13 protein-coding genes are annotated in these 14,913 nt (G+C 36.3%); 8 read left to right on the top strand and 5 right to left on the bottom strand.

The window, feature by feature from the left end:
- The first annotated feature begins 70 nt into the window (after positions 1-70).
- The 3 genes from CUC15_RS17435 (at position 71) to CUC15_RS17425 (ending at position 1,441) form a co-directional block, all read left to right on the top strand.
- Entirely contained in the window at positions 71-421 is a 351-nt protein-coding gene (locus tag CUC15_RS17435; RefSeq protein WP_205317626.1) for a DNA-directed RNA polymerase subunit beta, read from the top strand.
- A 201-nt stretch (positions 422-622) separates the two neighbouring features.
- On the top strand, positions 623-1,045 hold the full coding sequence (gene fabZ / locus CUC15_RS17430) for a 3-hydroxyacyl-ACP dehydratase FabZ (protein ID WP_114917886.1): 423 nt from the start codon (positions 623-625) through the stop codon (positions 1,043-1,045).
- Between the two features lie 102 nt (positions 1,046-1,147).
- A complete protein-coding gene (locus tag CUC15_RS17425; RefSeq protein WP_114917885.1) occupies positions 1,148-1,441 on the top strand; it encodes a hypothetical protein in 294 nt (97 codons plus the stop codon).
- An 83-nt stretch (positions 1,442-1,524) separates the two neighbouring features.
- On the opposite strand, the gene CUC15_RS20165 is transcribed toward CUC15_RS17425, so the two are convergent.
- Positions 1,525-1,713: a YjfB family protein gene (locus CUC15_RS20165; protein ID WP_162800355.1), complete on the bottom strand. Its 189-nt coding sequence runs from the start codon at positions 1,711-1,713 to the stop codon at positions 1,525-1,527.
- Between the two features lie 220 nt (positions 1,714-1,933).
- On the opposite strand from CUC15_RS20165, the gene CUC15_RS17415 reads away from it, so the two are divergent.
- Positions 1,934-2,434, top strand: coding sequence for a competence protein ComK (locus CUC15_RS17415; protein ID WP_114917883.1), 501 nt, complete (start codon positions 1,934-1,936; stop codon positions 2,432-2,434).
- Positions 2,435-2,620: 186 nt separating this feature from the next.
- Positions 2,621-2,923, top strand: a complete 303-nt coding sequence (locus tag CUC15_RS17410; RefSeq protein WP_114917882.1) for a hypothetical protein — start codon at positions 2,621-2,623, stop codon at positions 2,921-2,923.
- A 492-nt stretch (positions 2,924-3,415) separates the two neighbouring features.
- On the opposite strand, the gene zwf is transcribed toward CUC15_RS17410, so the two are convergent.
- From zwf to CUC15_RS17385, 4 genes are all read right to left on the bottom strand, one after another.
- On the bottom strand, positions 3,416-4,891 hold the full coding sequence (zwf, locus tag CUC15_RS17400; RefSeq protein ID WP_114917880.1) for a glucose-6-phosphate dehydrogenase: 1,476 nt from the start codon (positions 4,889-4,891) through the stop codon (positions 3,416-3,418).
- A gap of 185 nt (positions 4,892-5,076) precedes the next feature.
- Positions 5,077-5,517 carry a threonine/serine exporter family protein gene (locus tag CUC15_RS17395; RefSeq protein WP_114917879.1) on the bottom strand — a complete coding sequence of 147 codons (441 nt, stop codon included), beginning with the start codon at positions 5,515-5,517 and terminating at the stop codon, positions 5,077-5,079.
- A gap of 15 nt (positions 5,518-5,532) precedes the next feature.
- On the bottom strand, positions 5,533-6,276 hold the full coding sequence (locus CUC15_RS17390) for a threonine/serine exporter family protein (protein WP_114917878.1): 744 nt from the start codon (positions 6,274-6,276) through the stop codon (positions 5,533-5,535).
- A gap of 134 nt (positions 6,277-6,410) precedes the next feature.
- Positions 6,411-6,815: a hypothetical protein gene (locus CUC15_RS17385; protein WP_114917877.1), complete on the bottom strand. Its 405-nt coding sequence runs from the start codon at positions 6,813-6,815 to the stop codon at positions 6,411-6,413.
- A gap of 223 nt (positions 6,816-7,038) precedes the next feature.
- Here CUC15_RS17385 and CUC15_RS17380 point away from each other — a divergent pair, with 223 nt between their 5' ends.
- The 3 genes from CUC15_RS17380 to CUC15_RS17370 all read left to right on the top strand — a co-directional run bounded on the left by CUC15_RS17380 (position 7,039) and on the right by CUC15_RS17370 (position 14,838).
- Positions 7,039-8,121 (top strand): glycosyltransferase family 4 protein, encoded by a 1,083-nt coding sequence (locus tag CUC15_RS17380; protein WP_114917876.1) that lies wholly within the window; start codon positions 7,039-7,041, stop codon positions 8,119-8,121.
- 165 nt (positions 8,122-8,286) lie between these two features.
- Positions 8,287-12,546, top strand: a complete 4,260-nt coding sequence (locus CUC15_RS17375) for a choice-of-anchor I family protein (protein ID WP_114917875.1) — start codon at positions 8,287-8,289, stop codon at positions 12,544-12,546.
- A gap of 327 nt (positions 12,547-12,873) precedes the next feature.
- Positions 12,874-14,838 (top strand): CgeB family protein, encoded by a 1,965-nt coding sequence (locus CUC15_RS17370; protein ID WP_114917874.1) that lies wholly within the window; start codon positions 12,874-12,876, stop codon positions 14,836-14,838.
- Positions 14,839-14,913: the final 75 nt, after the last annotated feature.

Here is a 14,913-nt window from a genome sequence, read left to right as displayed (position 1 = left end):
AACTGAAAAACTTTCTATTAATAATATACAAGCATTAGTTCAATTGCCAGGAATTAAGGAGTTACTATTTATGTCTAATCACTCTGATCGCACCGTTGTTGATAAGAAGTCAAGAAGAGAATATAAACAAGAGAAGAAAAAAGACTCGATGAAAAAAGCAGAGTTGAATTCTAAGACAACGGAAAAGCAATCAAGAAAACAGCAAAAGCAGGAAAAAAATGAAAAAAGCAATAATAAAAAGCCGCGATTGCGTATTTTTCCGATTTGGCTTCGAGTTATCATTGTTCTGATTCTAGCTGCAACCGCATTAGTTCTTGGATTAATGATTGGTTATGGTATCCTTGGTGATGGGATTCCAATGGATGTATTGAAAAAAGAAACATGGCAGCATATTATTGATATCGTAACGAAAGTCGAATAGTTTACCAGGCAGCATAATTTCATATTTCCATAAAAGCATGTTGCCTGTAAAATAGATGACATGCTTTTTCTTACTACATAGCAACAAAGGCTGTCACGGAAAGGCTTGGTTAAATCTTAGCAATCTTTGCTTCGGTCCCTACTAAATTCCCGCACTTTTGATATAATAACGGAAATATCTTTTTACAAAGGAGTTAGGATTATGTTAGATATAGAACAAATAAAAGAAATTATACCGCATCGCTACCCATTTCTATTAGTAGATAAGGTGACGGAAATGGAAGAAGGCAAACGTGTTGTAGGTATAAAAAATGTTACAGTTAATGAACCGTTTTTTCAAGGGCATTTCCCTGAATATGCTGTAATGCCTGGAGTATTGATTATTGAGGCGCTGGCACAGGTTGGTGCGATTGCAGTATTAGGAAAAGAAGAAAATAAAGGGAAATTAGGCTTTTTAGCTGGTGTTGATAAATGTCGATTTAAGCGCCAAGTAAGACCTGGGGATCAGCTGCGTTTAGAGGTAGAGATTACGAGGGTTAAGGGGCCAATTGGCAAAGGAAAAGGAATTGCTACTGTAAATGGAGAATTAGCTTGTGAAGCAGAGATCACATTTGCAATAAAGTAGAAATTATTATGCTGCATAAAAAAATTGTCTAAATATGGGTATTACTTTCGTAGATATGGTTATCCTAATGACGATAACTTACATCAAAAGGAGGAACCTAATATGAAGGATAAACTTTTATTTAAGCTTGGTGCATCGATTATTGCATTATCAATGTTAGCTGCATGTGGAACTGGAACAGATAATAATAATGATAATGGTAATAATGGTAATAATGGTAATAATGGTAATAATCCAGTGGAGGATAACGAAGGGCCACTTGAAGACGATGGACCGTTAAATCCAGAGGAAGACGACAATGAAGCTCCTGCTGAAGATAATCTAAATGATGGAAATAATCCACAGGATGATTTAAACGGACAGAACGATAATAATAGAGAAGACGAAAATCGATAAATGATGTTTTCAAAACATTAAAGAAGAAGCAGTACGCCAACTTTGGAGTGCTGCTTCTTCTTTTTATCTTACATAATCTTACGTTAAATTTTTAAGTCCAGCTGAGAGCCTAATGAAGGATGACTTGCATGAGTTACCGATTGACCCAACATATCATTTAACTGGATACTCTGTTGTTCGGACATATTCATAACTTTATCCATTAATGAGAAACCAGCATCCATTCGAACTTGATTTTGTGCCATTACAACTGAAAGGGCTGCAACATCCATTGGGAATCCCGCCTTCCTAATATCTACGAAAAGTATATCATAAAATAACAAATAGAGACAAAGAAGTATATAACGATACAAAATAATTTTAAATTCTACTAAATCCATCTTAATAGGACTATTAAATTTGTGTTAAAAAGTCAGATATTGTAGAAATAGTCTGAATTAGTTAGTATACTAGCAGTAACATGAGCTCTGTAATTATAATGGGGGGATTATCATGGAAAATGTCTATCTTGTTTCCCAGAAAACGAAAGCAATACTACTGAATGACTCCAATTATTATCGATCGGTAGTGATTGAGGCGGATAGTCAACTATATTTGACGCACAAGGCTGAGGATATCATTAATCATAGCTGCATTATATATGGAGCAACCTTAGAAGGACGTCGGGGAGCAGTGAAGAAAATATTAAAATCAATGAGTAAACTGCCGATTGCAATATCATCCAGGAATGGCATATACATGTTTCCTACAGCTTCAAATAAGAATAAAGATTGTGTATGGCTAGCATATCACCACATTAAAGATTATTTTGTACATAATGAAAAAACCTATGTTGTTTTTCGAGACGAAACAGGAATATATGTCAATGCATCAATCAGTACGATTGACAGTCAAATGAAGCGAACAAGCGAGGTCATAGTCCAATTAAATCGGTCAATTCTGTTTGGTAGTGGGCAAACTCGCTGGTGGTATGGAAAAGATATGGAAGATTGATTGTATGTCTTAAAATAACTAATCATAACAACAGTTTTTTTAATGGGGCGAATAACTACAGAGCCAATCTTATAGAAAACATTTTATAATAGTATCAGGACATATAGTGTGGAATTTTTATCGAAAGGGAATAATATGGTACGATAAGTTAGGTATAATTTTTAAAGATGATTTGGAGGGGATATTTTGTCAGGGTCTAAGATTTTAAAATGGATAACTGCAATATTTGAAGGCTTATTAGGTATTCCTTTTTTGGGTGGGGCTTTTATCATTGCCAATGGTTGGACACCACTGTTTTTTATGCTAATTCTCCATATTATTACTTTAGTAATTACAATTAGGGATCGTGGGGCTTCTGCGGGTAGTATATTAGGGATTATTACTTCTGTAATTGGGATTATTCCAGTGCTAGGGATGGTCATGCATATTATTACAGCAATAGTGCTAGCTATTACTGCGCTTATTCCAGATCGAAATGAGCATTATTAATTTAGATTTATTTCTGTCGCACTTTAGATAAAGTGAACTAGATATTGAGAGCAATTGCTCTCAAGCCGATCGCTCCGAAAATACACTTCGCGCACCTTAGGGGAGCAGGTGAGCCTTCTCGTGCTGACGCACTTCGTAGTCTCACCTAAAGCTCTTCTTCCCACAGGAGTCTTCGTGTATTTTCTCCGCTGGGATTGTGCAAAAGCTCACCACATTGGAGTGAGTAACGCACTAGATATCGTCAATTATTATGGTGTGCGACCGTCTGCATCTATATTTAACTTTGCACTTAGTTCGCACTTTATATCAATTTATCATTATTACTTGGAAGAGACAGAGAAGTCAGCCGGGGTCTTAAAGAAAAATAATGAAGGAAAAAAGGATCATGCTCCAATCGAGTCTGGAGTATGATCCTTTCTTAACTGCATAAGTGCAACTAATGCTGTCACTCAATGGCTTATTAAACCTTAGTTTTTTAATATTTACGTAACGTTATACTTCCCACCAGTGGAATCCGTCTTTTGCTAGAAGCTCGTCCGCTTCTTTCGGTCCCATTGATCCTGATTTATAATTCGGGAAATCAGCTTTTTCTTTAGACCATGCATCTAAGACAGTGTCGACGAATTTCCAGGATAATGCTACTTCATCCCAGTGTGTGAAGTTAGTTGCATCGCCGATCATGCAATCATAGAGTAGTCTTTCATATGCTTCAGGTGTATTGATTCCAGAAGATTCATTTAGATTATAAGCAAGCTGGATTGGCTCAGCTAGTGATCCTTCACTGGACTTTCTTGCGTTCAGACCAAGTGTGATACCTTCGTTAGGTTGGATATTGATGCTGAGTAAATTAGGGTTGCGGTCATTATCCTTTTTATAGTATAAATTCATTGGAATATCCTTGAATTCAATTACAATTTTGGTTGACTTCTCTGTCATCCTTTTTCCAGTACGAATGTAAATCGGTACACCTGCCCAGCGATAATTATCGATTAGAAGCTTTCCAGCAACAAAGGTTTCCGTATTAGACTCTGTTAATTCCTCGTCCTCTTCACGATAGCTAGGAACAGCCTCACCGTTTATTTCCCCTGCATCGTATTGACCTCTTACAAAGGATTTGCTAATCTCATTTTTATCTAATGGACGGAGTGCACGCAGCACTTTTATTTTTTCTGAACGAATTTCATCCGTCGTTAACTTAATTGGTGGTTCCATTAAGAGTAATGCAACCATTTGGAGAATATGATTTTGTACCATGTCACGGGTTGCGCCAGAATGATCATAATAGCGAGCGCGCTCTTCTACACCGAGTACCTCACTTGATGTAATTTGTATATTAGAGATAAATCGGTTATTCCAGAGATGCTCAAATATTCCGTTGGCGAAACGAATTACCTCAATATTTTGTACCATCTGTTTACCTAAATAATGGTCAATTCGGTAAATTTGATCCTCTTTAAAGGCAGAACGGATCTGATTATTTAATCCCTTTGCAGATTCTAAATTATGCCCAAAAGGCTTTTCGATTACAAGTCGTGACCATCCATCAGATTTTTCTAATTCGTAAGCTTTTAACTTATTTGCAATAGTTCCGAAGAAATTAGGCGCCATTGCTAAATAAAAGATTCGATTTCCGTCTGTGTCGTATTCCCCTTCCAGGTTTTTAATTAAATGTTTCAATCCTTGGTAAGAGGAATCTTCTGTAACATCAAATGGGTGATAATAGAAATGAGAGACAAATTCATCTAAATTCTCATCTGGAGAAACCGCTTCTTCAATCGATTCTACAACATTTTCGCGCAGAACTTCATCAGTCCATTCCCGGCGAGCAAGACCAATTACAGCAAAGTTCTTACTAATTTTCCCGTGCTGATAAAGACGATATATAGAAGGGAACAATTTGCGTTTAGCCAAATCTCCTGTTGCCCCGAATATTACGATAACTGCTTTTGGTTGTAATGGTTGTTCCATAATAAGTTCCCTCACTTTATGTAGAAATATATATTTTATATTATAGGAAAAAAAGAATTAATCAAATAATGCAGATTGACATAATATTAAAAGATTATTTGAAATATTCAAAAATAAAATTTAATTGAAATTAGCGCTCCTGCACATGGAATGAACGCTTCAGATATAATGTTTTAGTATATTCCCTACCGCTTTGCAGCAGCAACCTTCCGTATAATTTGGCTGATTACCTCAGAGAACATTAATCCAATCGCGATTCCGCTTGAGAGAAGCAGCACTTTCGTCGACAATTGGACTGCCGTATAATAATCATTGATAACGAAATGACGCATTGCGTCGTATGCACTTCCTCCTGGGACAAGGGGGATGATTCCGGATACATGAAAAATAATAATTGGCATACGATAAATTTTTGAACAAATATAACTTAAGATAGCGACGAGCATCGCAGCAAGTATGGTGGAAGGGACTACATCTAATCCATTTGCAGAAAGCAGGTAATATAGAATCCAACCAATCATGCCGATAAGTCCGCATTGAATGAGAGCATTTTTTGGTGCATTAAAAAGGATGCCAAATCCTGCAGCGGCTATGAAACTTGTGACTAGTTGAGCGGTAATATCCATGTAGCATTCCTCCATTTAAGCAAAAGCAATAACAGCTGCAATCCCAGCACCAATCGCAAATGCAGTAATTGATGCTTCTATTCCTTTTGATAGACCAGAAACCAAGTGTCCAGATATCAAATCACGAACTGCATTTGTGATAAGTAAACCTGGAACTAAGGGCATGACGCCTCCAATGATAATCTTATCCATCTCTTCTCCGATACCAGTATAAATACAGATAACTGTAATGAAACCAATAATGACTGCACCGAGAAATTCAGAGACGAAGCGGATTTCGAGTAGACGGTCAACACCAAGCATTCCGGCATAACCAAATCCTCCAGCCACGAATGCAGGAATAAAGTCATTCCATACGCCACCAAACATAATGGTAAAACAGCCACTTACAAATGCAGCGACAATAATTCGGATCCATGCGTGATATAAAAGTGAATCATTATCAACCGCATTTAATGAGGAGTACGCTTCTCCCAAATTGAGTTCTCCTGCAGTAATGCTTCGAGAAATCGTATTGACTTCGGCTACTTTATGTAGATCCGTTGACCGCGTAGTAATTCTTAAGAAGTATGTTTCCTCCGCAACATCAACAGCAAAATTAATTCCAGTAGGGGTCGCATAGCTCTGCGGATTCCGCACACCAAATGCAGTAGCAATACGGTTCATTGTATCCTCTACTCGATATGTTTCTGCACCGCTTTGAAGCATAATCTTTCCAGCCAATACACATACCCGTTCAATGGTAACCTTTTTATCCATAATCTCACCTACTAATTCGTAACTCTACTTATGTATCATTATAAAGCTTGATGTAATTGAATGAAAGGGAAAGGTAAAAAATGCGAATTGAGTTAATAATATGTATCGAACGGCACATCTCCCGCTGACATTGATTATGGTGCAAGTGTAAATAAAAGAACAAGTGCAATAATCGGGATAGCATTCACCATTGCCATACCAATCGCCGTGAAGCTAGTCACACTAGCTTTATTCTCTTCGACAACATCTACTTTACTTTGCAGGAACAAAAAGAAACTAGCATATATAATAGTTAAAATAATTATGATTGCAGGTACGAATAACTGCTGGTTTGATGAAACAGTTTCCGTATTAATCAATCCGAAAATCAATAATACAATTGGGATTGCTTCACTAATGGCAACGCCGATAAAGAAGTTTGTTTGTATTTTACTTGTTTGCTCCGGCTGTTCTTTAATTTTCCCAATATTAATTTTAAAAAGCACGGATATTGAAATAGCAGCTAAAATCGCTGCAACTACAAAAAGATAAATCCCCATGGAAATTCCCCTTCTTTCTGATTATTAGAATAGTATCGTAAATAGCATAACATACTATGGTTAGGAGGAGAATCCCATTAATAATTGCAAAGTTTAAACAAAAATCCTTACTTCCTGTTTTAAGATAAGATTTGCTAACGGAATGCATCATTCGCTATAATTTAAGTCACGATAGTATTGTTTCTCATATCTATCAGTCAACACGAACAACAAGGAGAATATTATGATTAACGCGCTCGATCTGATTATTGCATATCTAATATCGCTTATTTCTTCCTTCCTATTAACCTATCCAGTAAAAGAGTTTGCAACATTAATTGGGGCAGTCGATCATCCGAACCATAGAAAAATACATAAGAAAGTAACGCCGAGGTTAGGTGGAATTTCAGTATTCCTTGGTTCATTGCTAGGTATTCTTTATCTGCATCCTACGAGTGAGCATCTCCCAGCAATCTTAATGGGAGCGGTTGTCATCATTATTACAGGTATTCTTGATGATCGATTTTCGCTTACGCCAGTAGTTAAACTTACAGGACAATTAATTGCAGCTTCATTTCTTGTTTCTTCAGGAATTATAATCGAAAGGATAACCTTACCAATTTTAGGTATTATTGATCTCGGCTTTTTTAGTGTATTTATTACGATTGTTTGGATAATAGGGATTACCAATGCAATTAATCTCATTGATGGTCTGGATGGTCTTGCAACTGGTGTGTCAACAATTGCCTTAATAAGCATCTTTGTTATGGCGATTATTGATTCGCAAATAATGGTTGCGTTTCTCAGCATTGTGCTGGTCGGAGCGAATCTTGGATTTCTTTACCATAATTTTTACCCAGCAAAAATATATATGGGAGACACTGGGTCTAATTTCCTAGGTTACATGATTGCTGTTGTTTCGATGCTTGGATTGTTTAAAAATGTCGCTTTCTTCAGCTTTATTATTCCAATCATTGTTCTTGCAGTTCCAATCTTTGATACACTTTATGCTATCGTTCGCAGGGCATTTAACAAGGAAAATATTATGAGGGCTGATAATAAGCATGTTCATTATCAGCTTATTGAATCGGGATACAGTCACAGGAAAACAGTATTAATTCTTTATGCATTTAGTGCTTTGTTTGGCGTAATGGCAATCCTATTCTCCGAAGCGAGTACATCAACCTCATTAATTATCACAGTTATTGTCCTATTTCTAATCCAGATCCTAGCAGAATTAGCGGGGGTTGTAATGGGAGGGAAAAGGCCAATTGTCGACTATTTACGTAAGATGCTTCGAAGGCTGAAAAAGGTACGAAATAGATAAAAAGATTTTCGCTAAATAAGCGAAAGTCTTTTTTTATGCAAAAAAATTACAAATATCAGCAGAAAGTAACAATATTAATATAAAATTTACAATAACTTTGCACTTAATTAACAATAGATATGTAAAATTACCTATAGCAAGATAAATTAGGGAGGGTTTTACATAATGGGATTTAAGAAAAAGCTAATAACTGGAGCTGCTGCAGCATCGTTATTGTTTACCGGTGTAGTACCATATAATGTATTTGCGGACGAGGCGAAAGAGCCAACAGCACAACCACCGCTTCACCAATACTTACAGGATCAACTTAAGGTTTCTCAAATTGCGCAATATGATAGTGGGGAAGGGGAAACTGGTACGGAAATTTTGGCATATGATGCGGCTTCAAAAACAGCATATGTTACAAACGGTGCAGTAACTGGATTCGATATTATTTCATTTGCGGATTTGAAATCTGGTGAATTTCAACAAATCGGATCGAAAAGATTTTTACTTAAAGATTTAGACTCTAATCTTAATCCTGAAAATGTTGCAAGCATTACAAGTATCGCAGTAAGCCCAGCAGCTGACCTGATTGCGATCTCAGCGACTAGTAAAGTAGAATCAGACCCTGGTCATATTGTATTCGCTAAAAAAGACGGAACATTTGTTAAAAGTGTAGAAGTAGGTTCGTTACCTGATATGGTGACATTTACACCAGACGGTAAAAAGGCGATTGTTGCCAATGAAGGTGAGCCACGCGCAACGGTTAATGAAGACACTAAAGAAGTAACAACACATGATCCAGAAGGTTCCATTTCTATTATTGATGCTAAAGACTTTAAAGTAGAATCATTGAAATTTACAGAGGACATGTTGGATGATAAAGTACGCTATTCTAAGACTGGCGAAACAGGCACAGTATTACAGCAACTAGAACCTGAATATGTAACTGTTTCAGAAGACAGCAAAACGGCTTATGTATCTTTACAAGAAAATAATGCGATTGCAACAATTGATTTAACAGCTAACAAAATTGTTGATGTCAAAGGTCTTGGCGTAATCGACCATTCAGTAGCTGGAAATGAAATGGATGCTAATCCTAATGGGAAGATCGAAATCGAAAAACAACCAATTCTTACCTTCCATATGCCAGACGCAATTGACACTTTCACTCTAGGTGATAAAACATACATTATCACTCCAAATGAAGGTGATGCACGTGCATACGAAGATGGAAACTTCTCTTATGGTGAGTACAATGAAGATGGTGAAGGATATACAGAAGAGAAGAAACTAAAGAAATTAATAGAAAAAAATAAGGTTAACTTAAAGGCATCTAAATATGCTAACTACACACAAGCTGAATTGGATAAATTTGACCTTGATAGTTTAGCAGAATATAAACTTACGATTGAAAATGGACTTAATGAAAAAGGTGAAGTAGAAGCAATCTACGGCTATGGCGGACGCAGCTTCTCAATCTTTGATGCAGAAACAATGGAACAAGTTTATGACAGTGGCAGTGAATTTGAAGAAATTATTGCAGAAGCAGCGCCTAAGCATTTCAATACAAACAATGATGAGCTTGAATTTGATGGCCGCAGTAATGCAAAAGGGGCAGAACCAGAAACAGCAGTAACTGGTGTAATTGGTGAGACTACGTATGCATTTATTGCATTAGAACGATTCAGCGGAATTATGATTTATGATGTATCAAATCCAGAAGAACCTCAATTTGTTGATTTGATTTCAAGCCGTGATTTCAGTGAAGATGTGAAAGGTGACGTGTCACCAGAAGGGTTACAATTTATCCCTGCTGGAGATAGCCCTACAGGTAAAGCATTACTTGCTGCAACACATGAAGTTTCAGGAACAGTTGCTGTTTATGAATTAGAACAACAACCTGAAGTGTATGAACCAGCTCCAACTCCAGAGCAAGACCCAGTAGAATCACCAAAACCGGAAGTTGCAGATGAAATTGAGCGTATCCAAGGATATAGCCGTTACGATACAGCAATTGAAGTAAGTAAACAAGGCTGGGAAAAAGGCTCTGTAGAAAAGGTAATCCTTGCAAGTGGTCAAGATTTCGCTGATGCACTAGCAGGTGTTCCATTAGCTGCTGCTTGGGATACTCCAATTCTATTAACACCGAGTAATAGAGTGCTAGACCAAACAATAGCAGAAATCAATCGTCTTGGAGCAAAGGAAGTAACGATTCTAGGCGGTGAAGTCGCAGTAAGTAAAAATGTTACAGAAACACTTGAAAAAGCAGGTCTAAAAGTAGATCGAATTAACGGACATTCAAGATATGATACTGCTGTAGCAATTGCAAATGAATTAACAGAAGGAAAAGCGGAAAAAGTTGTTGTTGCAAATGGCAAGAATTTCGCTGACGCACTATCTGTAGCATCATTTGCAGCTAGAGATGGATTGCCAATTTTATTAACACAGGATTCTGTATTAACAAAAGCAACAGAAGATGCATTAAATAGCCTAGGAGCAAAAGAATCATTAGTTCTAGGTGGAGACTTAGCAATCTCTGAAGATGTTGCAAAAGAGCTTCCTGGTGCAAAACGAATCAGTGGTCAAAATCGTTACGCAACAAATATTGCGATTATGGAAGAATTTGGAGTAAATAGTGATGCAGTATATGTTGCTAATGGTAAAGATTATGCAGATGCACTTTCTGGAGCAGTTCTTGCAGCGAAAGAGGATTCAGCAGTAGTCTTAGTACATGGAATTGTACCTGAAGAAGTATCTAACTATCTAGTTAAAGAAGATGTTGATACAATGACAATCTTTGGTGGACCAGTTGCAGTAGGAGATAAGGTAAAAGAAGCCCTTGATGCAATCCTGGAGAAGAACCTTGATAATGGATATTTAGATTTAACGATCATGCATACAAATGATACACATGCGAATTTAGATGATGTTGCGAAACGCGTAACAGCAGTTAAGGAAGTTAGAGCAGAAGAGCCAAATGCATTGCTTGTTGATGCAGGGGACGTTATGTCAGGGACATTGTACTACAATGAGTTCCAAGGTATGGCTGACTTAAGATTTATGAACTTAATGGGTTACGATGCAATGACATTTGGTAATCATGAATTTGATTTAGGATCAACAGAAGAAGGTCTGCAAGGATTAGCAGATTTCGTTGAAGGTGCTAAGTTCCCGTTTGTAAGTTCAAACGTGGACTTTACAAAGGATGATAAATTCAAAGGATTATTCAGTGATATCATCTCAAGTAAACCAGCAGATGGTCACATTTACAATGGAATGATCAGAGAAGTAGAAGGGGAGAAAGTAGGGATTTTCGGATTAACAACTTCGGAAACAGCAGATCTTTCAAGCCCTGGTTCAATCGAATTTGAGAACTACATTGAAGAAGCTGAAAAAGCTGTTAAAGCATTTCAAGGTCAGGATGTAGACAAGATTGTCGCATTAACACATATCGGTTATGACGATAATCCAAATGTCGATAACGACTTAACATTAGCGGCAGAAGTAGATGGTATTGACGTTATTGTTGGTGGACATAGTCATACTCAATTAAATGAGCCAGTGGTTATTACAAAAGATGATGCAGGAAAAGAGAAAGATCCAACTGTAATTGTTCAAGCATATCAATACAATGATTTCTTAGGAAAAGTAGACGTTGAATTCAATGATGAAGGTCAAGTTGTTGCTGCAGCTGGTAAATTAATTGATGTTGCAGAAAAAGCAGACGATCCATATGCTCTAGGTTTACTAGAACAATACTCATCTCAAGTAGAAAAAACGTCTCAAACTGAGATTGGTGCAACAGCTGAAAGTGCACTGCTTAACCCAAGAACATCTGATGAAGGCAATGATGAACAAGTAAGTGTACGTAAAAACGAAACACCACTTGGAAATCTAATTACTGATGGTATGCTTGCAGAAGGGAAGAAATTTGACCCAGAAGTAGTTATGGCATTGCAAAACGGCGGCGGAATCCGTGCTGCAATAAACGAAGGACCAATTACGGTTGGTGAAGTTATTACTGTACTGCCTTTCGGAAACACACCAGCAGTAATGGAATTATCTGGTACTGAACTTAAAGAAGCATTTGAAATTAGCGTTGGTGAACTTCCATATGAAAATGGCGGGTTCTTACATGTAGCTGGTGGTAAAGTAGAATTTGATTCTTCTAAGCCTGCACAAAGTCGTGTAATATCTGTCTCTTATCAAAATGCAGATGGATCATATACTGAAATTCAAGATAAAGAAATGTACAAAATTGTAACTAACGCATTTACTGCTAAGGGTGGAGATGGCTATACAGGCTTTGGTAAAGCCTACGAAGAAGGTCGTGTAACGGATTTAGGATCTTCAGATTGGGAAAACTTCGCGAATCATTTAGCAGGCATTGGCAATATCGTACCTAAGGTTGAAGGTCGTATTGTTGACGTTGCAAAATAAAGAAAAGCTGTATTAAAGAAAGGGGAACAGGGTACCAAGCCTTGTTCCCCTTTTTTCTATATAAACCTATGGGAAACAAGGGGTTTAAGCAGATTCCTGGATTTATATTAAAGTAGAGATATGGTAAAATATGAATACTGCTATGTTTCATCAAAGGACAAAAGTATTACCTTGTTTATATTGGCAGTTAAGACAGTATAAAACTTTTTTACTACATACGTGCAACTAGGGTTGTCACCAAAAGGCTTGATTAAACCTTAGTTTTCTAATTCGATTTAAGGAATTTTAGATTCTTTATATGACTATTTAATGTTAGGATTTGATTTAATGTCGGAAAACGTAAAGGAATATCAGCGTGGAGATTTAAGAGATATCCATCCATTTGAAACGTTATCTCGTGATTTTTTTAATATAAAAAATTGGTATTACCCTAAGGAAGATGTCAAACTAACTGACAATAGCGCTAAGATTCAGATTCAATCTATTAACGAAAAAGCAAAGTATCTTAACTTATTTGAAAATAATACAAATTTTTCTATGATAAATAAAGAAGAAAAGAAGATAAAACTTGGTAATGAAAATACGGTTAAAATAAGCGGAACAAAATCGGAAACTCTCGATGTGATAATTTACTTGCTGGAATATGATAGTGACTTTAATCAAGTAAACAAAAGAAGAATTCATTTAAACCGCCTCACATCATTTATTGTATCTCCTAAAGCAGTTTATTGTAGAATTGCGATTCGATTATCGGGGCAGGGTGAACTTGAGGTCTTCAATGTCTTTACATCGGAATCGATTCCAAAAGCAATGAAAGCACAGAAGATAGGAGACAGTAAGCCTCTGGATCAAATAAAGGTTGCTGCGATTCTAAATGAAGAACAGTTACAAGATATGACCGATGTTGTCACAATCATTACTATAGATAATTGGGACGAATCTTCAAGCACTGCAATTCCTGATTTATTGCTCGTCGATTCAAGCTTGAGAAATAGTTCAATTGATAGTGGAAAAACACGGGTTAATACAACATATCAGACATTGAAGCAGATGATTTTGTGGTGCAAAAAAAATCACATCCCCACAGTCTTTTGGGATGTTCATGGTTCGATAAATCTAGAAATCATTAGGGAAATATTCCCGTTCTTTAACTTTGTTTTTACCGTAGACGGCGATTTAATTAAAGCTTATCAACAATTGGTTAAACATGATAATATCTACCAACTGTCACATGCTGTGAATCCTAAAATTCATAACCCAATGAATATAAATAAAGATATGGTTAATCAATTTTTTAATGAGCATCTAGCAATACCCAAAAGGAAGCTTCCAATTGGAAGTATTGATAAGCGGGTTGCGAATCTTTCTAATTTAGGTGTAGAGGTAATTCACACCGGAAGAAATTTAGAGGAATCTGGACAAGTTGATTTAACAAAAAATTGCACGCTTCTTATTAATAAAGAAAATAAAAGTAAAGCCCAATCGATTATTCCCAAATCAGTAATCGAGGTGCTTGCATCTGGAATACCAGTTATTAATCGAACTTCTTCTATAATAAATAGGACATTTCCTGGAATTGTCCAATCAGCATGGAATGATAATGATATCATTGAATCGATAAATAAGTTAAGCACGCAACCACGAGTTTATCGAGAACTATCAAGTAAGAGCACAAGGGAAATTTTTAGAAACCATACATATCAAAAGCGAATGCAATATCTATTAGATTGTGTTTCCATTCCTTTTAAACTTCCACCTCAAGATATTACGCTAATATTTACCGCATATTCAAAAGAAGTATTTTATAAAACAATGGAAAAGATTAAGAATCAATCTTATCAACAGGTTAGAATTATCGTGTTGATATCAGTGTTTGATGGTTATGAAGAAATATATAATCAATACAATCATAATAATGTGTACGTTTATTTAGAAGAGTATGTGTATGAAAAATATCGTATTTCAGATTTGGTTAAAACGAAGTATGTATCCGTATTGAATCCTGAGAGCCATTATAATGAATTCTACATAGAAGATCATATTTATGCATTCCATTATTCAAATGCTGTATGTGTTGGCCAAAGTAAATCTATCAATAGTGATAATCATAATCGTTTTCACGAAACGGAATTTGAATATGTAGATGCAATAGAAAGCTATTCTGGTTTTTTTGAGGTAAGCGCAATTCAAGAAGGCTCCTTCTATGATTTAGTTAATGACCAAACGAAAATAATTGAAAAGTTCATTATCCAAAAGGACAAGCGAATATTTTGTATTGGTCGACGGCTATAAAATCTGTAAAGCGATTAAATTTAGGATGACTTCCCAATGCCTGTCGCTATTAGATAAACTGCGAACTAGGTAGGT

It is taken from the genome of Oceanobacillus zhaokaii, assembly GCF_003352005.1.
GTDB lineage: Bacteria > Bacillota > Bacilli > Bacillales > Amphibacillaceae > Oceanobacillus > Oceanobacillus zhaokaii.
Note: the sequence above shows the minus strand (reverse complement) of the source record. Positions and strands in the feature narration are given on the sequence as shown.